General features: G+C 40.2%; 22 protein-coding genes and 1 riboswitch. Of the genes, 15 read left to right on the top strand and 7 right to left on the bottom strand.

What is annotated here, in order from left to right; all coding sequences use genetic code 11:
* The first annotated feature begins 61 nt into the window (after window positions 1-61).
* Complete coding sequence (locus AAC000_RS21310) at window positions 62-814, top strand: hypothetical protein (RefSeq protein WP_339725705.1); 753 nt, start codon at window positions 62-64, stop codon at window positions 812-814.
* 30 nt (window positions 815-844) lie between these two features.
* Here the strand turns inward: AAC000_RS21310 and AAC000_RS21305 are convergent, their stop codons facing one another.
* The 3 genes from AAC000_RS21305 to AAC000_RS21295 form a co-directional block, all read right to left on the bottom strand.
* Window positions 845-1,600: a phytanoyl-CoA dioxygenase family protein gene (locus AAC000_RS21305; RefSeq protein WP_339725703.1), complete on the bottom strand. Its 756-nt coding sequence runs from the start codon at window positions 1,598-1,600 to the stop codon at window positions 845-847.
* A 114-nt stretch (window positions 1,601-1,714) separates the two neighbouring features.
* Entirely contained in the window at window positions 1,715-2,521 is an 807-nt protein-coding gene (locus AAC000_RS21300; RefSeq protein ID WP_339725701.1) for an SDR family NAD(P)-dependent oxidoreductase, read from the bottom strand.
* 115 nt (window positions 2,522-2,636) lie between these two features.
* On the bottom strand, window positions 2,637-3,626 hold the full coding sequence (locus AAC000_RS21295; RefSeq protein ID WP_339725699.1) for a zinc-dependent alcohol dehydrogenase family protein: 990 nt from the start codon (window positions 3,624-3,626) through the stop codon (window positions 2,637-2,639).
* Between the two features lie 114 nt (window positions 3,627-3,740).
* Here AAC000_RS21295 and AAC000_RS21290 point away from each other — a divergent pair, with 114 nt between their 5' ends.
* The gene (locus AAC000_RS21290; RefSeq protein WP_339725697.1) at window positions 3,741-4,640 is read left to right on the top strand and encodes a LysR family transcriptional regulator; all 900 of its coding nucleotides are present in this window, start codon (window positions 3,741-3,743) and stop codon (window positions 4,638-4,640) included.
* Between the two features lie 15 nt (window positions 4,641-4,655).
* On the opposite strand, the gene AAC000_RS21285 is transcribed toward AAC000_RS21290, so the two are convergent.
* Window positions 4,656-4,844: a hypothetical protein gene (locus AAC000_RS21285; protein ID WP_339725695.1), complete on the bottom strand. Its 189-nt coding sequence runs from the start codon at window positions 4,842-4,844 to the stop codon at window positions 4,656-4,658.
* Window positions 4,845-5,172: 328 nt separating this feature from the next.
* Between AAC000_RS21285 and AAC000_RS21280 the strand changes: the two genes are divergently transcribed.
* From AAC000_RS21280 to AAC000_RS21265, 4 genes are all read left to right on the top strand, one after another.
* Complete coding sequence (locus AAC000_RS21280; protein ID WP_339725693.1) at window positions 5,173-6,108, top strand: GGDEF domain-containing protein; 936 nt, start codon at window positions 5,173-5,175, stop codon at window positions 6,106-6,108.
* Between the two features lie 210 nt (window positions 6,109-6,318).
* Window positions 6,319-6,471: riboswitch (cobalamin riboswitch) on the top strand.
* 26 nt (window positions 6,472-6,497) lie between these two features.
* On the top strand, window positions 6,498-8,591 hold the full coding sequence (locus tag AAC000_RS21275; protein WP_339725691.1) for a TonB-dependent receptor: 2,094 nt from the start codon (window positions 6,498-6,500) through the stop codon (window positions 8,589-8,591).
* Window positions 8,592-10,064, top strand: coding sequence for a cadherin repeat domain-containing protein (locus AAC000_RS21270; RefSeq protein ID WP_339725689.1), 1,473 nt, complete (start codon window positions 8,592-8,594; stop codon window positions 10,062-10,064).
* A 288-nt stretch (window positions 10,065-10,352) separates the two neighbouring features.
* Window positions 10,353-11,120 (top strand): hypothetical protein, encoded by a 768-nt coding sequence (locus tag AAC000_RS21265; protein ID WP_339725687.1) that lies wholly within the window; start codon window positions 10,353-10,355, stop codon window positions 11,118-11,120.
* A gap of 28 nt (window positions 11,121-11,148) precedes the next feature.
* Here AAC000_RS21265 and AAC000_RS21260 read toward each other — a convergent pair whose 3' ends face one another.
* Window positions 11,149-11,991 carry a hypothetical protein gene (locus AAC000_RS21260; RefSeq protein ID WP_339725685.1) on the bottom strand — a complete coding sequence of 281 codons (843 nt, stop codon included), beginning with the start codon at window positions 11,989-11,991 and terminating at the stop codon, window positions 11,149-11,151.
* A gap of 120 nt (window positions 11,992-12,111) precedes the next feature.
* Here AAC000_RS21260 and AAC000_RS21255 point away from each other — a divergent pair, with 120 nt between their 5' ends.
* The 5 genes from AAC000_RS21255 to AAC000_RS21235 all read left to right on the top strand — a co-directional run bounded on the left by AAC000_RS21255 (window position 12,112) and on the right by AAC000_RS21235 (window position 16,901).
* Entirely contained in the window at window positions 12,112-12,945 is an 834-nt protein-coding gene (locus AAC000_RS21255; protein ID WP_339725684.1) for a DUF2989 domain-containing protein, read from the top strand.
* Between the two features lie 198 nt (window positions 12,946-13,143).
* Complete coding sequence (locus AAC000_RS21250) at window positions 13,144-13,785, top strand: TonB family protein (protein ID WP_339725683.1); 642 nt, start codon at window positions 13,144-13,146, stop codon at window positions 13,783-13,785.
* Between the two features lie 197 nt (window positions 13,786-13,982).
* A complete protein-coding gene (locus AAC000_RS21245) occupies window positions 13,983-14,561 on the top strand; it encodes a sigma-70 family RNA polymerase sigma factor (RefSeq protein WP_339725682.1) in 579 nt (192 codons plus the stop codon).
* Window positions 14,554-15,132, top strand: coding sequence for a hypothetical protein (locus AAC000_RS21240; RefSeq protein ID WP_339725681.1), 579 nt, complete (start codon window positions 14,554-14,556; stop codon window positions 15,130-15,132). Before AAC000_RS21245 ends, AAC000_RS21240 begins: the two co-directional genes overlap by 8 nt.
* Before the next feature lie 338 nt (window positions 15,133-15,470).
* A complete protein-coding gene (locus tag AAC000_RS21235; protein WP_339725680.1) occupies window positions 15,471-16,901 on the top strand; it encodes a TonB-dependent receptor in 1,431 nt (476 codons plus the stop codon).
* A 35-nt stretch (window positions 16,902-16,936) separates the two neighbouring features.
* On the opposite strand, the gene AAC000_RS21230 is transcribed toward AAC000_RS21235, so the two are convergent.
* Both AAC000_RS21230 and AAC000_RS21225 read right to left on the bottom strand, forming a co-directional pair.
* Entirely contained in the window at window positions 16,937-17,440 is a 504-nt protein-coding gene (locus AAC000_RS21230; protein ID WP_339725678.1) for an NUDIX domain-containing protein, read from the bottom strand.
* A 42-nt stretch (window positions 17,441-17,482) separates the two neighbouring features.
* On the bottom strand, window positions 17,483-19,798 hold the full coding sequence (locus AAC000_RS21225) for a zinc-dependent metalloprotease (RefSeq protein ID WP_339725750.1): 2,316 nt from the start codon (window positions 19,796-19,798) through the stop codon (window positions 17,483-17,485).
* 360 nt (window positions 19,799-20,158) lie between these two features.
* On the opposite strand from AAC000_RS21225, the gene AAC000_RS21220 reads away from it, so the two are divergent.
* The 4 genes from AAC000_RS21220 to AAC000_RS21205 all read left to right on the top strand — a co-directional run.
* Window positions 20,159-21,826 carry an ABC transporter ATP-binding protein gene (locus AAC000_RS21220; RefSeq protein ID WP_339725677.1) on the top strand — a complete coding sequence of 556 codons (1,668 nt, stop codon included), beginning with the start codon at window positions 20,159-20,161 and terminating at the stop codon, window positions 21,824-21,826.
* A gap of 35 nt (window positions 21,827-21,861) precedes the next feature.
* Window positions 21,862-22,128, top strand: a complete 267-nt coding sequence (locus AAC000_RS21215; RefSeq protein WP_339725676.1) for a PqqD family protein — start codon at window positions 21,862-21,864, stop codon at window positions 22,126-22,128.
* A 94-nt stretch (window positions 22,129-22,222) separates the two neighbouring features.
* A complete protein-coding gene (locus tag AAC000_RS21210; RefSeq protein WP_339725675.1) occupies window positions 22,223-22,579 on the top strand; it encodes a lasso peptide biosynthesis B2 protein in 357 nt (118 codons plus the stop codon).
* Window positions 22,580-22,623: 44 nt separating this feature from the next.
* Window positions 22,624-22,832 (top strand): hypothetical protein (locus AAC000_RS21205; protein WP_339725674.1); only part of this gene is annotated, 209 nt, incomplete at its 3' end.

Below are 22,832 nucleotides of genomic sequence, written 5' to 3'. Positions count from 1 at the left end.
ACCTTGTGTGTGTTTTCAACTGATTATATCTTAATGCAAACAAAACACGCAGGAAGCGCTTATGTGGAAACTGGCACTATTATGTAATATCACTTTGATTTTTCTATTGATTGTATATAGCCCTATAGTCAACTCAGATGAAATAGAGGTAGGTTTTGAGCCTTTTCCACCATTAATCAATGAAGACGGCAGTGGTATGGTAGTCGAGATGCTTAGCGCACTTTCGGCCAATCATAACATTGATTTTAACGTCCAAATCATGACCTATGGCAGAGCCAAAAAAAACCTAAAGAATAGACTCGTAAAGCTCATTGGCATGACACCTTTTCAATTGGAAACCCACGACTTCTATGAATATGCTACCGAACTCAATTGGCATATTAATACCCATGTTTATCTATTTTCCTTAGATAAAGAGTATTTCAATATTGAAAAATTGCCGCCTGGCAGTATTGGTACATTGATAGGAAACGCAGAATTTCTTTCAGAAGTAGTAAAAGTGCCTTTGACAAAATTTGTTGAAGTGAGTCATTTAACCCAATTAGTGAAAATGTTAGCCCTAGGACGCCTAAATGTGATTTTATTCGAAGGTGTAGCGGCAATGAATACCATTAAATCCCTCAAAATAAAGGATGTATACTTTAAAGAAATGGGCTTAGTGCCCAGCTCTCTCGCTGTTTCCAATACAGCACAGGGATTAATGTTAAAGGAAAAATTAGATACTTTTTTATCTGATGTAGAAAATCAAAACTTTTTCCATAAGTTTGTGCATTACACTCCTTCTAAAGACTCAGGTATTATCATTATCGAGTAAAAATTCTTAATTCACGTCCAATATTTACACTTAAATTCTCCCCTCAGGCAAAGGAACAAAACAATCTCCTAACAAGCGCGGTGGAATAGGTTGTTTAGCCACAAACCGCAATTCAATACTGGTTCGATTGGTTTGCATGTTATTAACCACGTGGGTCCGATGTAACGTGCTACCTTGAAAAATCACACCATCGCCTGGGTCCATTTGTGGTTGCCAAAATGAATCTGCAGTAAATCGACTGTTGATACTATTAACTGTCAACTCATGGGGAAGTAAGAGTTCATTCACAGCCGATGAAACAAACTCTAAGCCTGGCGCATCTGCTCCACAATGGGTTAATGCAATCCAGCAAGTCACAGTGGGCAATAACGCTTCTGCTTTTTGTTTCGAGCCACTCGAGGCGAGGAAATCAAAGCCTAGCGCACCATCTTGATGCCAACCGTGAGGCGCATGTTCAGGAGGATAGCGGTGCGGTGCATATTGCCTACGTATCCACGCCTGATCAACATCACATAACACCTGATGACTTCCTAACATTTTACGGATCTCAGTACCTGCAGTGCCCAGTGAGATTTCACTTAGTAAAGCATCCACAAGCACGTGGTCATCTATTGCACTAAGGTTTACAGACGATGCATGGGATAAGTATTTTTGTGCAGGCAACAGCGAGGAAACCACAGCTTCAACAGATTGAGTTTCTGCCATAGTGGCGATATCTTGATAGATTTTTTGCCCAGCAGAAAGCAGAGATTTGGTCAGGCTGGCACTTAATGCCTTTTTCGTCATCAACACTGCTTCTAGCGGTGTTTCGTGTGATAGCGGTTTAGAAATATTCAGCTCCCGTACAGGCTTTATTTGAAATCGAACACAGCTCCCAAAACATAGTTGCCCCTCTGCTTGTTATACTCTTTTTATAATGCTTTCAATTACTTGCACCACTTCCGCAGATTTTTGCAAATTGCTGGCATCTGGGTGCGCTGCTGCAAATTTGCCACTGTCGTTATCATAATATTCTCCAGAATGTTCCGACATGCCTTCTTCTAAGGCCAAACCTTGTAAGATTTTAGCACCAATGGCTAAATCGTTGCCCGCCACGCCAAAACCTTCAGTAACCATTTTCGACGCAAGTAATGAACCTGGATTGACCGCAATAACTGTGAGTCCAGCCGCCTTAGTTTGTTGCGCCATGATATTACTCCACATAGTGATAGCCAATTTACTTTGTGCATAAGCTTGCATGTCATCACTAAGGCTAACTTCTCCCCTCAAAGCCTGAATGTTTACTGGTGCTTGCGCCGCTGAAGAAAGGTTGATAACTCGGCCACCATTACCTAATAGAGGTAGTAGCTCTTGGGTAAGCATGTAGGGTGAAATAGTGTTAACCACAAACCTCACATCTAGCCCTGCAGCTGTAATAGGCTGATTAGTTTTAAACACACCTGCGTTATTGATAAGGACATCTAGGTGCTGATTTTCCTTGCTAATATCAGTGACTAATTTTGTGACCTCCGAAAGATCAGACAGATCCGCAAGGTAACTTCTAACAGTGCCTGAATCTGGGATCGCAGCTAACACCTGTTTAACTGAGTCTAGCTTTTGACTATTACGTCCATGTATTAATAAGTGATGGCCATCAGAGGCTAACAATTTTGCGGTTTCTAACCCAATGCCGTCTGTTGCACCAGTAATTAAGATAGTTTTTTTCACGTTACTTTCCTTTAAATTGGAAGGCCTAAATGAATAGGCCTTACTGGAAATTCAAGATAGCTTTGCAACTTTACTGCAAGCAATGCAAATACTTAATACATCCACTGTTTAGCCATTAATTTATATCTATAACCACTTTACCCATGCCTTGACCACTTGCTAGTCGGTCGTGTGCCTGAGCCACTTGTTCTAAACTAAAGCGTTGTTCATCTAACACTGGGCGTAACGCACCGGCTTCTGCTATTTCAGTTAATTTGTTGAGGATCTGAGCATGCACTTCACGCTTATAGTTATGCAGCATAGGGATCAACATAAACACCACATGTAATGATAACCCTTTAAAATGCGCCACACTCAAATCTAATTCCACCAAAGAAACCGTTGAAGCAACTTGCCCATTTAAGGCTGCGGCATTAAATGAATTAAGCATGTTTTCGCCACCAACAGAATCAAACACTACATCAAAACCGGCACCAGCAGTATGTTTAGCCACGTACTCTTCGACTGTTTCAGTTTTGTAATTAATACCTTTAGCGCCAAGCTTTTCAATTAAAGCTAGTTGTTTATCGCCGCCACCTGTAGCAAACACATTAGCACCTAAGTAGTTAGCCAATTGTACTGCGATATGACCTACACCTCCCGAACCACCCTGTACCAAAACGTTTTGACCTTTACTTGTATTGGCGCGCATCAGTCCTTCGTAAGCAGTAATCCCCACTAATGGAATAGCAGCCGCTTCACGCATGCTTAGGTTTTTTGCTTTTCTAGCAATTAGCTTAACGTCGGCCACTATATATTCAGCTAAAGTGCCGGGTAAATCAGCTAACCCACCCGCACAGCCATATACTTCATCGCCAACTGCATACTCAGTTACACCTTCAGCAACCGCTGCAACTGTACCGGCAAAGTCCATACCTAAAAGCGCTGGTAGTTCTGGTGCAAGAGGTAAGTCGGCCCCCATCTGGCGGATCATAGTGTCCACTGTATTCACACTTGTTGCTTCGATTTTAACTAAAACATAGCCGGCTTTTATTTCTGGTTTTGGAATTTCTGCAACTTCAAATACTTCTGAGGTGCCAAAACTTTTTATGATCATTGCTTTCATAAGATTTCCTTCATTAATTAATAGGAGTGATTTTATGACGCCAGTATATTTACTATTAAATATTTTGATAATAGACTTAAATAAAGAATCACTTTATAGTTTTTGTTGATAATTATGAATATTGAACACCTTAATCTTTTTATTAGAATTGCAGCGACGCATAACATTAGCCTAGCTGGAAACGAGTTAAGGCTTTCCCCAGCAGTGGCCAGTGCCCATATTAATAAATTGGAAGCTGGGTTAGGGGTGCGTTTAATTCATAGAACCACCAGAAAAGTGTCACTCACAGAAGAAGGCAAAGCCTTTCTGCCTTATGCTGAAGATGTGATATCTAGTGTTGAAGCAGCGCGGGCGTCAGTAGGTGCTGGCAATGCACTGCCCATAGGCACTTTACGCGTGGCGGCCCCCGCTTCATTTGGGCGCATGCATGTTTTGCCGGCACTCAGTAATTTCCTATCGTTGTATCCTGAATTACATGTGGATTTAAAACTATCAGATACCATAGTGGATTTAGTTGAAGGGGGCTTTGATATTGCCATTCGCAATTCACAATTAAAGGATTCCAGTTTAATTGCGCGAAAATTAGCAATAGATACTCGAATTTTGTGCGCATCCCCAGCTTATTTAGAAAAACATGGCATTCCAAACTCACCAGAACAGTTAAATTCTCACCAATGTATTACCTTAATGGGCCTTGATACTTGGGCGTTTCATACACCCAAAGGGCCAATAAACGTTAAAGCTAAAGGTAACTTTCGAACCGACAATGGAGAAGCCGTTCGGGATGTGTGTATTAATGGAATGGGTATTACCATCAGTTCTAAATGGAGTGTGTATCAACAACTTCAGAGTGGGGAATTAGTGCAAATTCTTGCAGACTATCCCTTAGTTAATGACACCGCCATTTGGGCTGTTTATCCTAGCTCTAGACTACTTGCACCAAAAGTGAGAGCCTTTATCGATTATTTTACTGAATACTTTGGTGAGATTCCCTATTGGGAGCAGCATCCATAAAATAGCAACGTAAGACTAACTGGTACGCCCTTCGCGGAAACCTTTTTTGAACCCTGACTTAAAAGCCTTATTGAGTAAATCAACATAATGTTCCGCTGTCATGGCATTGGACGTTTCTAGCCATGTTTGCTCATTACCATCGACTACCTGATACTTTCCCTCATTGGTACTCACCCCAAAAGGACTTAATTGCTCATCATTCATAAAATGCCTCATTAATCATTACAGATGTCACACAGTCTAATTAACTAGGCCAATACTAACAGCAAAAGTAGCAGACAGTTTCCCCACATACTTTATGGTTGTGGCTTCATTTCACTGTCTCACCTATCTATGATTGCCATCACTTTTACCATTGTCACTCTATGGTAAAGGTTATTTTGAGGCTCTCATTGGCATATTAATTTTCTGTACAAACAGCTCGTAGCCAATTATGTTTAAATAATTCAGGTTAACAAGACATTCCAAAACTCAGTCTCAAAAATCAATTAGGGGGAAGCTGAATTATCCCCATGTGCAATATAGAGGTAGTATGAAAGAGGGAGTTTTAACCTTAGCAAATCGAATCGGAGACTTTCTTAGTGTCACCCAAGACGGATATGCGATTTTTTCAGCAGAGGATGTATTAATTGGCTGCAATCAGGCTTTTGCAGACTTTCATTGTGTTGAATTCGAACACATTATCGGACAAACCTTTAGTCAATTATTGCGACTTGCCTACAAAAATCAGCAAGGACCCAATATTGAGACAGATGATATAGAGCAATGGTTAAAGGACGCTCAGAAGAAAAGGCGTAGTCAAGAATTTCGAATTTTTGAAGTGGATCATACCGACGGAAGTTGGTACTTAATGTCTGAACAAACACTCCCATCTGGCGAGTTATTATTACACGCAAAAAGTATTTCGACACAAAAAGTAGTTGAACAAACCTTGTCTGAACATGTTCACACATTGACCGATTTAGCATTGACAGACGAATTGACGCAAATTGCCAACCGCCGCAGTTTCATAGCCAAGGTAAAATCTGAAATAAACCTTTATCAAAGAAACAAGCGTGCATTTACTTTTTGTATATTAGATATTGATTACTTTAAGAAAATTAACGACCGTCATGGTCATCAAGTGGGTGATAATGTACTTCGTCAATTGAGTAAGTTGCTAAAAAACACCTTACGAGAATATGACTATTTAGGTCGAATCGGTGGCGAAGAGTTTGGGATTTTATTACGAGACACTCAAGCCACTGAAGCGTTTGAGATCATGAACCGATTACGCGAAAATGTAATGAGTTACACTTTTAATCGTTCCAGTAACCCAGTCAACATCACCTTATCAATAGGTTTGGTTGAAAGCTGGTTAGGTTGTACTTTTGAGCTACTCTACAGTCAATCTGATATAGGTCTATTTAAGGCAAAAAATAACGGTCGAAATCAGGTGGTGGTGGTTGATAACAATCAGTCTGCTTAAACAACTGCAGTGCAATTTTTACCGAGGTATTAACTCTGAACAGCGTAAAATTACTGTCCCAGACACTTGAACTAATTTACTGCAAACACTTTACATAATCAGCGAATCAGGCTGCCTCTGGCTAATTAACTCAAATGTTATCTAAAGCCAGTCTATTCCATTGACTTTTGAATTAAACATCCGCAGAATTGCGCGCTCAAATTGCTCAGGTGCTCTTCAAATCAGACAGTTAATGTTTGCATAAACAAGAGATAATCGGGAAGTTAGTGGGACATTCATTTGTCTAATTCTAACGCTGCCCCCGCAACGGTAATACTGAATTTCAGTTAAGCCCGGAGACCGGCCTGTCAATATACACATTTACAGTGCGGTGGGCGCTAGGAATTGTATTGAAACGTAAACACTTAAATAAGTTGTTATTTAGGTGGTGTTTCGGCATTCCTATTGTCCTCATTTCAGAGGTCAAAATGTTTTTCCAAAATCGCTTTTTAATAATGCTGACATGTTTTGTTTACGTGAGCTTGGTCTCAGCCAGTGAGCAAGCAACAGACAGTGTTGAAGTGCTTACCATTTATGACCAGCCAGCTTTGTTCTCAGGCAATTACCAAATTCTTGTCCGTGAAGATTTTGTCAATAGCTCACAAACGCTCGCAGACATATTACAAACAATTAATGGCTTACAGATACGCCAAATTGGTGGTTTAGGCAATCCGGTTTCAGTGTCGATACGGGGTTCAAGCAGTAAACAAGTGCAATTATACATTGATGGCCAATTAGTCAACGACAGTCAATTTGGTGGTTTCGATTTAAACCAAATACCCACTGAACAAATTCAGAGTATTGAGATCAGTAAAAATCAAGCCATTGGGGCGGGTTCAACGCCAATTGGAGGGGTCATTAGGATCAATACCTACAATCCAAACCAAGACAAATTAAAATTGAGCCTGGCCCTAGGTTCATTTCATCACCAAGAGTTGAACCTTTTATACAACAAGGCATTTGAATCAAATAATTTATCCCTTGGGGGAAGTTACCTAAAAACAGATAATGATTATGCTTATCTTGTGCCTCAGAGCTTTAACAACAGTAACCAGTCAACAACTGAGCCTTTGAACAATAATCAATTTGAGAAGAAAAGTTTTTACTTAAACAACCAACTTACATTATCCAATCACCAAATCAGGCTTACCCTGCAATACAACAACCAAGACAAGGCCATACCTAACTATCAAAATAACACCCCAGAAAACGCCTCGAGTCTGTCGTCTGACACTTGGCGGTTGGGATACAGGCACAGTATTTACACCCAACTAAAGTGGCTTGAAAACCTCGAATTTGAAGCCTACCAAGAAAACAAATCAGAACGTTACTTAGATATATTGGCAGATATTACTCGCCTAGATGCCAACTATGACACAACCAAAACCCATGCTGAACTCACCTCATCTTTTGTATTTGATAGCCAATATGGTGACTTTGCTGTTAGTCCTTTTATACAGGTCAATAAACAGCATTTTGATTCTTTTAGTGTGGATCAAAATGGCCCCATTAGTTGTAATGCAATAAGTAGCTGCGATGTTATTGCAAAACAAAACCAGCAGTTGTTAGGCTCTAGGTTTGAATGGCAGCAAAATAGTGGGCCACTTTCAGTTTATTCATTATTAACCCAGATACACGAAGAAAACCAAAATATCGCGCTTAATCAAGCAGATCCTAACGCTTTTAATAACAAGCAGGATCACCAAACTCAAGAACTTGGGATCCTTTTTCAGGGGCCACAACTAAAAACAGAACTTATTGCCAGTAATGGCATTCGCACCCCCACCTTATTTGAACTATTTGGGGATAGAGGGTTATTTAAAGGCAGTGAAGACCTGCTGCCTGAACAAGCTAAAACCTTGAATTTAGGTGTAACCTTTGAGCAGCAACTCGCACAGATGAATTACACTCTCGTTTCATCGATTTACCACCAACAATCAGACAATGCCATAGTCGCTATTTTTAACAGCAGTGGTGTTGGAGCATACGAAAATATAAGTGATGCAACACTAAATGGGCTGGAGCTAGAAACAAAATTAGCGGTGTCGCCTGCCTTTAATATCAATCTACAAGCTAATTTTATTGATAGTCAAACCCGTTCAGTGGTGTCGTCTTTCGACAATAAAAAATTACCGGGTATTTACCACCAACAATACAGTATTTCGCTAAATTACCAACTCAGTGCAAAGTGGAAAATACACCTACGTAGTGCACTAGACAAAGACTTGTACTTTAATCGCGCCAATATATTCACATCTAGCAATGGTCAAGCAGGCAAGCCGGCACAACGCAGAGTGACAGACCTTCAAGTCAGTTACATTCACGACATTTACCACTTCAACCTAAATGTGAATAACCTATTTGATCAACAGTATCAAGATTTAGCAAACCGTCCTGCTCAAGGTCGAAACATCCTCTTCAAACTTTCAATACAAGGCATATAAATGTTAACACTATTCAAAAAGTCTGCGATTACACTTGGCTTAATAAGCACCTTAACCCTGTTAGGAGGTTGTGGCAGCGACGATAATCAAGCCCCAGAGTTATCGGGGAGTTTATTAGTTACAGTGGCTGAAAATACCACAACAGTAGGTCAATATTCGGCAACAGACGATAGCGATGGATTGACCTATTCTATTTCAGGTTCAGACCAACAACTATTTGTCATCGACAACACTGGTGCAGTGGAGTTTATTAACGCTCCTGATTTTGAAGAGGGTGATACAGGACCTTATAACTTCACGGTAACGGTAACTGATGCAAAAGGATTAACGGACTCAATTGATGTCACAGTGAGTGTAGGAGACGAATTAGATACCCCTTCATTAGCATTGGTACAAACAGTAGCAGCCGATTACTCTAGCTCTCAAGTGGCGTATTTAGACTACGCAACAGAAACGGTTGAGGATGGTTTTTACGCTAAAACACAATCTGACTACACCATCAGTGTGTATCAAAATGAAGTTTTTCATATTGGACGTTTTTTTATTGATACCGTGAGTAAATACAATGCCGAAGATGCGACTACAGAAATCTGGTCTTATACGACTCAAGATGATGCAGATTCGACTAGTCGAAACCCTTATACCTTAGTGTCACTCAATGCAGAAAAAGCCTATTTGTTACGCTATGGCTCAGATAAGATTTGGATAGTTAACCCCCAAGCCACAGACTTTGATAGTTTCAAAATCGGTGAGCTAGACCTAGGAAGTTACGTACCCGACAACAATACAGCTGGCACGCCACGTCCATCATCAGCGGTAATCAGTGACGGAAAACTATTTGTGGCGATGCAACGCTTAGACGATTCATTTGCTGCCACTAACCCCGTTTATTTAGCCGTTTTTGATACCACAACTGATAGCGAAATTGAAACCAACGCTGATACTACTGACGATATGATGGGTATTCCCTTGCTGGGCCTAAACCCTTTAGAACACAGCCTAAGATCCTATGAAGACAAGGTATATATAACTACCCGCGATTCTTATTCAGCAGTCAGTCCAGATCTTAGTTTGATTGAAAAAGTTGATATCAATGACTACAGCTTAAGCACAGTATTAAGTGCTGGGGACATTAGCGATAACACCACAAAGTTCATCCAGTCAGCAGCCATTGTTTCCGCTGAAAAAGGCTACTTCTTTGCTAACGAGACCTTTTTTGGTCCATACCGTGAAGAGTCTACACTTTATCAATTTAACCCCAGTACCGGCGAGATAAGTAATGAGTCTGTGTTTGATTTGAATTCTAATAGTATTGGATTTATCGACATTGATGCCGCTGGCTTCTTATGGGTAAGTGTTAGAGAAGATTCGGCACCGGGTATAGAAATTATTGACACCGACACAAACCTCCCCCTTATTAATCGCTTAGAAACACAGTTAAACCCTAGTGTGATTCGATTCATATCAGAATAAAGCGCTAGAGCAGCTAAGTTGTAAGTTGAAGCCAATTAGCTGTATTTCAATTGTTAGCCCTGAGTATTTACAGGGCTTTATTGTTCATTTCGTTTATTTTTAATCTTGTCATCAAGCTAGTTTGAATGTTCAGCAAATATTTTATTACATAATCTAGTTTTCACTTTTGATTATATTGAGTGATACTCAAACTGCTCAAAAAACACCCTAATCATCTTTTACCCATTATGAGCTAAACAATGCTATTCATTGCGAAATGGGTCGGTAAGTAGTCTCTAGGAGGAGATTATGCTCAAAGTAAACACGATTTTTAAACGCTTAAAACACGCCCCACTGTCTGGCTCGTCTTTCAAGCTAAGTACAGGGCTCTTCATTATTGCTCTGCCTTTTTATGCTGCGGCTCAAGAAAACACATCCCCCGAAGGTAACGAGCCAACAACGGATGAAATTGAACGAATTGAAGTCACATCCGCTTATGGTGATGCCGCTTTACGGGCATTTAATTCCGGTAACTTTGAATTGGCAGAGGTTGAGTTTAAGAAAAATGCCAAATGTGCATTACGGGCAGAGCGCAACAAAAGAGCAGGCATTGATGGGCTGATTACCAGCCAAATAAATGAAAATCTGCTTGCAAACCAAACCTCTAATAGTTCGGGGCAATATAGCCAATCGAGTTCTGGGAATGTATCGGCCTCGTCCATCTCTCAATCGGGTAGCAGTAATAAAGATCCAAATGATGAGCTGAGAAAAAGCACCTGCAATAATCGAGGCTTTCAACTTTACATGATGGGCATGTCACAAATTCAGCTGGGGCGTGCCGAAGAAGCTGAAAAAAACTTCAAAACAGCAGTGGTTTTAAACAAAAATTTGTATGACGCCCATCATCGTCTCGCTTTGATGAAATTACTTCGTGAAGATGTTGAAGGCGCTGAAGATGAACTGTCATCAATCAAAAGTGTATTAAACCGTTGTTATGACTGTGACGCCAAGGACAAAATATTAGCAAGAGTAGATTTTCTTGAAAAAGCCTTAGAAGGCAAGATAAAACTTAGATAATTGGCAGGCTTTGTTTGCAAAACAATCATCAGACTCTGAGTTTCTTTTGCGCAAAATACGCTTCTTTGCGGTTAATCTGATATTTTTCAAAAGACTCAATAAATGCTTCGGTATTTTTAATGCTTTGTTGAAATGAAAGGAATTTATCGTCGTTAAAATTTTGATTAAGAAAATAGTTAATGATGTTTAAATCGTCTGCAGCAAAACTAAAAGGCAAAAACCTTTTTTCTTGGTCAATTAACTCAAAAATTTCTTGGCGTAATTTAACAGTAAAATCGAGATCAACATTGCCGTTGCTGACTTCTATTGCCGCTAGTTGCTCTGCCGCTTTTTTGTTAAATTTTGCCAAGGTATCTAGTTCAGCATCAATTTCTTCAAAAACCGGTAATAGCAGTGTTGATAATTGATTAGTGTGTAACTCACTTGTGTCTAAAGGCGACATGATTTGCTCAATTTCCCCTCGTGTTGCCGTTATTTTTTCCTCCAACTCAGCCAAGTTTAAAATATCCGCTTTTGTTAGCAGGCCTTTATCAGTGGTTACTTGATTGTAGATCTCAGCAAGTTGAGTTGTATCGGCTTCCAGCTTTTCTAATGCCTGTATTAAAAGAGGCATGGCAGACGCTAATGTTTTTTGAGCGGCAACCTCAGATAGTTCTTCAGTTTTGGCGGTGTTGTATTCAGCCTTAGTGACCACAGAGGAATTTATTTCTGTTATTTGCATTAATGATTGAGAAAAAGAATCACCGGCTAGATTGTTGATACTTTGTGGCAATGTATTTCCGTTTTGAGAAGTATGGAATTCATTGGGTGAATATCTCGAAATAGTCTCATTGCCCATTAAAAACGGCTGTTGTTGATTTTTTACTAGCACAATAAAATCTCTTTCCATTTATAGAAGTAGACTTAAAAGCAATAATTGCACCATTGCTTACAACAGTGATAACGCCTATTCTTCCACTACAGAATCATTATCACTTTGTAACAACATATAATGCGCAACCTTGTTTTTATCTTTATATCTGTAGTTTTCATTTCATGCTCAAAGGACGAGAGTGGAGATGTTACCGGCTCAGCGGTGATGTTATGTACAGATGATAAATATAAAGAAATATGTGATTTAACACATGATGGTGCGTTATGCAGTTTGCCAAGAGCCAATACAATTCGCGCCCTTGTTAACCACTATCGCAATAGTACAGTGAAAAATTCATACATAGCCCTTACGGTGCTAGATACTTACAAAGCCTGCCTTGAAAACGTGGTTATTGCACAAAGCTCTATCCAAAAGTCTGACGAGATATCACGATTTAGGACAATTGCGAATATACCGAAGTTGCAAGATAAGATTGCCAAAGAAACCAGAGGGGTAAGGCCAGAGATCAATTTATGGCTTTACAAAAAAACAGGCAATCCAGACTATTGGGAGTCCATGCTCAACGGCGTGGCTATGACCGATACTATTCACCATGATGTATATACTGTTATGTTGGCAGAAGCCGCAACGCGGAGTATCGATGAAGCCAAAAAAATTGCCGACTTATTAGTATCTCGCACAGAATTATTAAACGATCTCACCCCAGAAATTTTCGAATTTTATATATTGTTTTACCTAAAAAACCGAGACAACTTTAAAGCTGCAGTCTGGCATGGCTTGTACACAGAATATATAAAAGAAAATCCAGGCATAAATGTTAAATACTTCAAATTTCATGGAAAGATGCAAAGTGCGACCTTGAATAAAGCGCAAAAATTAGTCGACAGCATTATATTTGATGCGAATTGGAAAGGACTAAAAGTGAAAGATCTTGAAAAAGTGATCATTTAGATTTTAGTACCCCCTAGCTACTGGTTGTCTGAGACTATGGCAAAAATAGAATCTCACAGTATTTGATTGAGTGAAAAACATAGACTCAAGCTCCCCCACTTAGTCTTTAACACTCAAAGCATCGAAAAAAACTCAAAAAATAGTTCACCCCTTTTTCTATTGTAGTTCGTTACTCAGATGAAACTACGGAGAAATACTATGCACACTTTACCTATGCTAACAGCGCCGCACTTTAATCTGAATAAATTTATCGCCACTGGTTTTGTTGCCACAATCATTACATTTGTATTATTTGTGGCTATGCAAAAGCTCATTAATAATGATCAAGTCAGGGTCACTAAAGTCACCGAACACTCGCCAATAATATTAACCTATGACATAAAGGAAAAGCCCCTCATTGAGCGCGCTAAAATAAAGCCACAACCAGCACCTTTACCTAAACCTAAATTGATCGCAAAAGTCACTGAATCAGATCCTGATGTTGGCTTCGATACCAACTTACATGTGGCCAATATTGGTGTGCCTGTGATTAAGAATAAAATAAAAGCCAACTTTGACTCAGACGGCGGTGACGCAAGACCCATTGTCAGAGTAGAGCCAAAGTATCCAGCGACTGCCGCCCAAGAAGGTATTGAAGGTTGGGTAAAACTCAGCTTTTCTGTTACGCCATCTGGTACAGTCAATAATATTAAGATACTAGATGCGCAACCTAAGCGTATATTTAACCAAGCGGCTAGACGTGCATTGGCAAAGTGGAAATACAAACCGAATATCCAAGCTGGTAAAGCACAAGCTCAGGATGGCATGATGGTCATGTTAGACTTTAAATTGGCAAGTTAATTTTAGTTAGGGGTAGAAATTAGAGGCTAGTGGCTAGTGGCTAGTGGCTAGATGCTAGAGGCTAGAGGCTAGAAACTATCTACTAGCAACTATCTACTAGCCACTATCTACTAGCCACTATCTACTGTCCTCTAGCCACTAAAAGTTAACCCACTACATTGTTTAGCAATTCTGGGCAATGTGAATAAGGAGCGTCTATGAGTATTGCGTTGACCTTAAAATCGAGACTATTTGATAGAGCCAGTAATGAAAGCTTGATGTTGCGTTATGCTCAGTCTGGAGACCGAGCATTACTCAGCAAGTTATACGATACCTGTGGAAACGACTTATATCACTTTATCCTGACACTTTCTGACTCGGCGTTAGCTAAAGATATTTGCCAAAAAACGTGGTTAAAAGTCATAGAAAAAAAGCATTTATATCAGCATTCTGGGCAATTTAAAGCTTGGCTCTTTACTTTGGCTCGTAACCAATTAATTGATGAATTTCGTCGCAACAAACACAATATAAGTGATACCGAACAACTGCTTGCCCCTGAGCAAAATATTGAAATGAGTTTAGATGATCAAGGCATCAGTATTGTATTTGACCATGCACTACTTGCGCTGGCATTTGAGCAAAGAGAAGCTTTTTGTTTACAGCAAGAAGGTTTTGCATTGCAAGACATTGCCAGCATAACTCATTGCCCACTCGAAACTGTCAAAAGCAGACTGCGATACGCCAAAGACAATATACGCAAAGTGCTAAACAAACATTGCGGAGAGCAAAATGACTAAACAAAACCAACAATCAGATGACGCACTAGAGCAACATTATCTTAAGCGTAAAAGTCAGCACCTTGCCCCTGCATCCATTAAACGCCATGTATTGGCTAAGCAACACAATAACCAAAACACGGCTTATATTTTTAGGCGTATTAGTTACGTTGCCGTTGCAGCCAGCACTTTGCTGCTAATAAGTTTGGTGTTACTGCAACGTACTGCTCCAGTTTTATCTGACTACAACTACCAAGTGGTGCAACTACACACTTTGGATATTGAGCCTGAGTCTGTATCTGCGCGCATCAATAATCGCTATGCTGAACATTACAAAAATTATTTAGCACAGAAGAACACCTATGCCGCACACCACAAATCTAAGGCGGTTTTACACCTAGTTGATGCCGGTTGGCAATTGAAAAACTGCGATAATGAAGTACTACAATTATCTAATGAATTAATTGCCGCCCTGAGCAATATTCAACAAATCGACACACAAATAAACAGTGGTGACGCAGTAGAAATAGTCTTCGATGAATCAGGTATTATCTTGGGCATCACCCGTAGCGGTAACCATTTGCGCTGTTGATAAACAGTGGATAGTGGCTAGTAAATAGAGACTAGTTAGAAGCAAAAGATAAGAGCTTTGAACCACAGAGATGTATTTGTGTTTTTCGCCCTTTCTAGCAACTAGTCTCTAGCTACTATCCCCTGCTTCACACTGCTTCACACTGCTTCATGCTGATTAATACTGCTTCACCCTAATTTAAACTGCCCTCCCCCTCAGCTATTAACTTTCCATTAACCTTTTCGTTATATTATTCAATGAATTAGTGATTACTATGATAAAAATTTAGATTAATGCTCTGACGAAAAAAGGCTACAATACTGATATTCGATCATTTGCCGCATTTATTTGGAGAAATCATGGATAAAAATATTAAAACTCGTAATAGTGTGAGTTCACGCACCACGAGTCAAAAAGCCCTACGTCTTAATCTTGATGAAAAGAAGTACGGCACCATAGTTGAAATTGGTGCTGGACAAGAGGTAGCCAGACAATTTTTCTTAGCGGGTGCGGCAGCCGGTACTATTGCTAAAACAATGTCTGCTTATGATATGAAGTTTTCAGATGCCATTTACGGTGTACAAGAAGACGGCCGTTATGTGAGTAGAGCCCGTGTAAAAGCCATGATGGAACAAGAATTTGACCTAGTAGTAGACCGAGTCGGTGACATTCGTTCCAAATCATCCCGTTATTTTGCTTATGCCGCTACGGTTGCAGCAAAAAGCTTCAATCGTAAAAACGAATGCCATGCCTGGTGTGGCGTACGTGTGCAAATGTACCCTGGAGCAAAACCATCAAACATCACAGTGCATGTCAGAATGCTTGATGACAATGCAGAAGCGCAACAACAAGCCTTAGGTGTACTTGGCGTCAACCTTATCTATGCGGCTTACCATTATTTTGAAAATCCAAAGCAAATTATAGATTCATTAACAGACGGCATGAAAGCCAACCGTATTGAAATTGATTCAATCGAATTTGAAGGCCCGTACTTTGAAGACATTGATAACCGAACTAAAAACATTCACCTGATCCGCAGTTGGAAAACCCGCGCTATCATGTTTAGACCTGACGGCAGTGTGGCTGTCCCTGCAGAGATGTTGTACAAAAAAAATATCCTCACCATTCGAGGCTCGTTCCGCCCCGTTACTAAACTCAATGTCGATATGATTGAACAGGGTCAAAATTCGTTTTATACACAAACGGGAGTTGAACCTAGCAATACTATTGCCATAGCCGAAATATCCCTAAATGATGTGCACGGCAACGATGCTAAAGTTCCAGAAAAAGACATAGTAGCAAGAGTGCAATTGCTCAACTCACTTGGCTACAATGTCATGGTCTCGGATTACACCCGTTACTTCTCTCTTAGAGCCTACTTCCGTCAATTTACCCAACTTCAAATCGGCATTGTAATGGGTATGGTCAATGTTAAGCAGATATTTGATGAGAATTTCTATAGAGGTGTTGAGGGCGGCATTCTAGAAGGTTTTGGTAAGTTATTTCCTGATAATACCCGTTTGTTTATCTATCCAGAAATGAATGAAGAAGGTCAAGTCACTGAATTTACTGATGTAAAAGTGCCAGAGCATTTACGCTTCTTGTACCGTCATTTGTTAGAAAATGGCTTTTTACACGGTATCGAGTGCAGTGATCCTGCCTTGTTTAACATCTATTCACGCCATGTCCTTAAGCAACTTGCTAATGGTCAGGGCGGTTGGCAAGAGAGCCTACCAGATGGCATAGCTGAAGAAATTATTAAACATAAGTTCTTTGGGTATCGCGGCTAAAGTCTTATAAAAACAAAGGCCAGTAGAGAGTTTTACTACTGGCCTGTTTTGATCAAATATTCCGCTAAAGCAGCTTGTCCTGATGCAAAGGCCAATTCTTTAGTTTCTACACTCTCCAAATCTAACCACAAGTAACGACTCACTTCCTCTTGCTGCAAAGTCAAAGCAGGCTTGGTATGCAGAGTAATTTCAAAAAAATTATCTAAGGTTGAGTAAAGTACATCTTTATAAAGGTATTGATTGGGAAACGAAAAAAGATACTGCATAACATTGATTGTGAGTTGTAACTCTTCGAATAATTCTCGTTTTAAGGCTTGTTCATTGGACTCATTGTAATCAACAAAACCACCAGGAAAGTCCAACTTACCTTTACAAGGCTGTTGCGCCCTTTCCACCAGCAGCATTTGCCCCTGACACACAATCACGCCACACACGGCAGCAGCGACATTGTGAAAATAGACAAAGTCACATAAATTGCAGCGATAAGCCTTTTCACCCTGTTTAACAAGGCTTGGCTGAGCGCATTTTACGCAAAACATAGTTGCATCCTGGTTAACCATTCTAAAAACCCTGAGCCCGGCTTAAATAGGTGAGCCGGGCGGCAAAGGTTTGACTTTGAATTGAGATTTCCACTCGCCTACTCGCCAATATTGCTCTAACTGTCGAGCCATCACTTCGTTGTGAGCATTGCGACTTTGGTTTTTTAACCACTTGTGCAAAGCAATTAGCTGTAATTCAATTTCACCTCGCACTTCAGGGGCCAAGTTTGCTTGCGCTGTGGCTTTTACCACCTGATCTAAAACTAAATAGTTTAGGCGTTGACTCAGTTGTGGATGGGCTCTATTGATGCCACGTTTAATCGACTGCTTAAACAAAACATTCAATAAATAGTCTATGTCAGGCGTGCCTTTTAATAATGCTTGTTGCTGGGCTATACGATTAAGGCGCTCAGCTTTTAACAACAAACTTAGGCTATAGGCTGCGGCAGATTCTGCAGCGCTAATAGGGTCAAATGTCAGACCTGTGCGCCCTTTAAAACTTTCGCGGTTGCGGCTTTCACCATAAGCCTTTGGAGTGATCAATTGTGTCAAGGCAGCAGGAATGCTCAAAAACTCACTCTGTAAGGTATCAAGCATGGCCTCTACCGCTTGTTTTTGCTGATCGGCAGAGATCACCTGCACCCCTTTAGGAATAGAGTAATCACCTTTTAGCTCGTATTCATAGTTCACCCCACCAATGACCTTAGCAACCGCGTCTAATTGATAACGATGTAATAGATAAATAGGCGCAAAAGTCTCTTCCAATGAAGACAAGCTTGCACCGGTTTTAATGGTTTTAATGCCAAAGTTAGCCATGGCGACTTGGCGCACTGCACTGATGCGTTTTAGCTCACTAACTGGATCAGCACCGTTGTCCCAAAGATGCCCTGCGACATTGGCTGCATGAGATGGACGGGCATCGGGATCAGATTGGTAGGTAAACCCTTTTTCTCTCGCTGCCATCACTAACTGATTTAAGCCTTGTTGTTCGCTGTTTTTATCCTTGTAAGTTTGATAACCATAGGCCACTACATATTTATCCCACTCACCCATGCCTTCGTCATAGGCATTCTCTAGGCTAATTTTGCCGTCCTTAATACTTACCATTGGATGAGGGTAATCCATAACAGACTCACGGCCATATTCGCTCGCAGCAAAGTTATGGGCAATGCCAAGCGTGTGTCCTACTTCATGGGCAGAAAGTTGACGAATACGCGCCAATGCCATGGCTTTTTGTTCTGAGATATCCACTTGTTCATCAGGCCCTCCATCAGCACTAAAAGGGCTGGTTAAACCTAAGGCAATTAAATAATCTTGTTTAACGCGCAGTGAGCCCAAAGTGACATGACCTTTAATGATTTCACCACTACGAGGGTCAATCACAGAAGAACCATAAGACCAACCTCGCGTGGCGCGATGCACCCACTGGATCACGTTATACCGCACATCCATAGGATCTGCGCCTGCAGGTAATACTTTAACTTGAAAGGCGTTTTTGTAACCTATGGCACTGAATGCCTGATCCCACCATAAGGCACCGTCTTTGAGTGCGCTCATTACCGGTTCAGGAATACCAGGATCAAGGTAATACACTATAGGTTCCACCGCTTCACTTACCTGAGCATTAGGTTGTTTTTTAGTTAAACGATGACGAGGGATAAAGGCTTTGGTCATGTTATCTTCAATGGGCACTGAATAATCTTGATAGCCCACTGACCAAAAGCCAGAAAAAGGCACAAACTTTCTGGGTTGATAATCTGAGTCAGGTAACTTCACTAACGAATGGTGTAAATGCACCGAAATGCTGATGGGATCTGGGGTCACTTGATTCACATATTGCCCAGGTTTAGAGCCCCCAAAGGTTACAAGCGCTTCTAACTCAGTATTATTGGGAAACGCCTTACTGCGCTCTAAATACACCCCACTTCGCTTGGCATCAGGCTGATAGCTACCTTGTTTAGAGCCTGCTAAACGTTGTGATATCTGGTGAATATCCGAGAGTAAAAAATCGGTATATTCGATAATCACCACTGCACCGTCACTGGCAACAACAGGGAAACCCGCAATCACAGAATCGGCAAAGGCCTCATCAATACTCGCTTGCTCGGCTAGATTAGAGGAACTCGCGCGGTACTGGGTATTTAATTGTTTTAGCAGGACTTTATTACCGTAACGCTCAAATTTAACTAACCGAGTATCGCCTAATTGCCCACGATCTAAACCTATGTCATTCGAACCAATACCTTGTGGCATACTACTTTGAAAAAGAAAGGGTTGGTCAAATTTGTCTATCTTCAAGAACACTTTGTCTTGTTCAATTTGATAATAAAAATCAAAAAAACCACTTTGCTGCGACATATTTGCAGTAAAGTCCGCGACACTAGTTTGTTTATTCGAGTCAGAAGCAAACACCTGAACAGAAAAAATGAACAGGCAAATAACAGCAAAACGCATTGGGCTTATCTCTTTAATAATTAGATAGGGGTAACATTAACGATATTTACCCACAAAAAAAAGCAAAGTTGCTTTATTGATAAAAATGGGCTGACAAGCATTTTATTTTTAGACTGGAAACAAGGTAAGATAAAACACTACTTAAACAACGCCTTAATTTTTTTCTAACATCCTTTGAATTCAACTAAGTAAATCCATCATTTGAGTTAAATAGGCATACTCTTTGAATAGTTTTTATTTTAAGTAAACGGACTGACTATCATTATGTTTAACACCCTTAAATTTGAATATGCCCTTAAGCTATTCAAAGAGCACAAAAAAGCCTTTGCTTATGTGGTGTTTCTTATGATTTGCGAAACTACCGTGAGTTTATCTGTGCCTTTTTTAGCCGGCCAGTATTCAGAATATTTTATCGCCAATGCCACTGGCATAAACCAAACACATATCTATATTTTACTGTTGTGGTTTGCCCTATTTGCAGTTCACGCACTGCTGCGTTTTTTATCCACTTATAATGTCAGCTTAATCGGCGCACGTTTAATGGCAGAGCTGAGTTGCCGCCTGTATGACCATATTCAAGTTTTGCCTATGCAGTACTTTAAAGAAAACAAACGTGGCGATGTGTTGTCTATGTTGAGTAATGATTTAGCCGTGATCAGCTACTTCGCATCCAGTGTATTGACAAACCTAGTCCCCAGTATGTTGGTCTTAATTGGTGCATCAATTTTGATGTTTAGCATTGAACCTAGCATTGCGATATTGATCATTGTGTTTGTTCCCGCGATATTTATCGTATTGAGGTTGGTAAGTCGTGGCATGCAACCTATTTCTAGGGCGCTTATGCAACATCAGGCAGATTCAATGGCTATCGCCAGTGAAAATATTGGTGCTATTTCTTTAATCAAAGCCTTTAATCGTGAATCCTCAGAGTCAAAAAAATTCAAACACAAAACCTCTGAAATACTCGCGCTGCGCAGCCAGCAATTAAAGTTACAGGCAATCTTGTCACCCTTAGTGCAATTTATGGCGTCTATCGCAGTGTTAATAGTGATCGTCTTAAGTTTTATGCGCTTTCAATCTGGCAACATCAGTATTCCTGATCTAATTACCCTGATGCTTTATGGCTTAATATTCACTCGTCCTTTAGGCTCATTAGCGGGTTTATATGGTCAAATACAACAGGTTATGGGCGCATCAGACAGGCTACTAACGTTTTATCATGTAGAATCGGAGTTTCAGGCAAATTCCAATCAACAGTTAACAATCACAAATGCCGAAATACGCTTCGACAAGGTCTCCTTTGCTTTTAACGATAAGCCCGCTGTTTTCGAATCTTTATCTTTTACTCTCCAAGCAAAACACACCATGTTGTTGTACGGTAAAAACGGCGGGGGTAAAACCACGCTACTACATTTATTGATGAAGTTTCTTGAGCCTACCTCAGGAAATATTTTCATCGATAATCAAAATATTGCCGAAATTAATAACTCCTCGGTGCGTGCTGCGATAGCCTTAGTTTCTCAAGATGTATTGTTGTGCAATGGCTCCATTTTGGACAATATTACTTATGGTGTGGTGGCGCCCACCGCAGAAAGTATCAGCAAAGCCTGCCAAGCATCAGGGGCGGATAGATTTATCGAAGATTTGCCCCAGGGCTATCAAACTGCTGTTGGAGAAGGCGGTGTGTTGTTATCAGGCGGCCAAAAACAACGTATCTCTCTGGCCCGAGCACTGTTGCTAGAACCGCATATTTTACTGTTAGATGAACCCACCTCAATGCTTGATGAGTTTTCTAGCAGGTCTTTTAAAGAAGAGTTTAAACGTTTATTTAGTCACTACACTGTTATTGTTATCTCTCACGATAAATCATTAAATGAAGTAGCAGATGTGGTGTATACATTAGATAATGGCGAGTTAACTCAAGAAAAATAAACGTATAAGTCCCAGCTAACTAAAAGGAACTAAACATGGATCTAGTATTAAAAGAAGGCCTACTTATACAAAAGGTAGTAGACGAAGTGGTGATACTTGAGCCTGATAGTGGCGATTATTACACCTTAAACGAAATTGGCGCATTGATGTTAGAACAGTTACAACAAGGTAAATCTGCAGACGCAATAACCCTAGAGATTAGTCAAACGTTCAATGTCACACAAAAAGAGGTCAAACAAGACTTTACCCTATTGCTAACTGAACTTGAAAAACATGGGCTTGCACACCATCAAGCTACTTAAACTCTTAACTAAATTTTGGCGAGTACCTAACTCAAACAAGGTAATTGCCCTCAAAGCTTGGTACCTATTTATATACTGGAATATATTAATTTCGGTGGTTCCGTACAAATATTGGAAAAACAAGCTATTCAAAAATAGTCATACTTTTTCTGATGGCACTATTGCTGATGTTATCTCTATCACCCAATTAATCGAAAAAGTCGCGCGAAATCATTTTGTTAAAATCAACTGCTTGCGAAGATGTGCAGTACAAAAACAACTATTAACAAAATTAGGCTTTCAGCCCCAATTAGTATTTGGCGTGAAAAAACAGCAAGGCAAATTATTTGCCCATTGTTGGTTAACCCTCAACGGCCAACTTATTAACGACTCAAAAGAAGAAACAAGCCAATACGTAGCACTTCTTAGCCACGATAAAAATCAAAGCCAAATACTCAAAAGTTTAAAATAACCATTAGAAAAATTAAAAGCAATTCCCCCTAACAACATGTTGGAATGACAAGTTACTTGGTATTCTGGAAAGACCGAACCTATACCAATGACCGAACCTATACCAATGACCGAACCTATACCAATGACCGAACCTATACCAATGACCGAACCTACACCAATGACCGAACCAACACCAATGACTGGGCCAACATCATCTTTCCGATCACTCTCGCTAATCTATCATCGTCATTCCGATCACTCTCGCTAATCTA

The sequence above is a fragment of the uncultured Paraglaciecola sp. genome (assembly GCF_963977085.1).
GTDB lineage: Bacteria > Pseudomonadota > Gammaproteobacteria > Enterobacterales > Alteromonadaceae > Paraglaciecola.
Note: the sequence above shows the minus strand (reverse complement) of the source record. Positions and strands in the feature narration are given on the sequence as shown.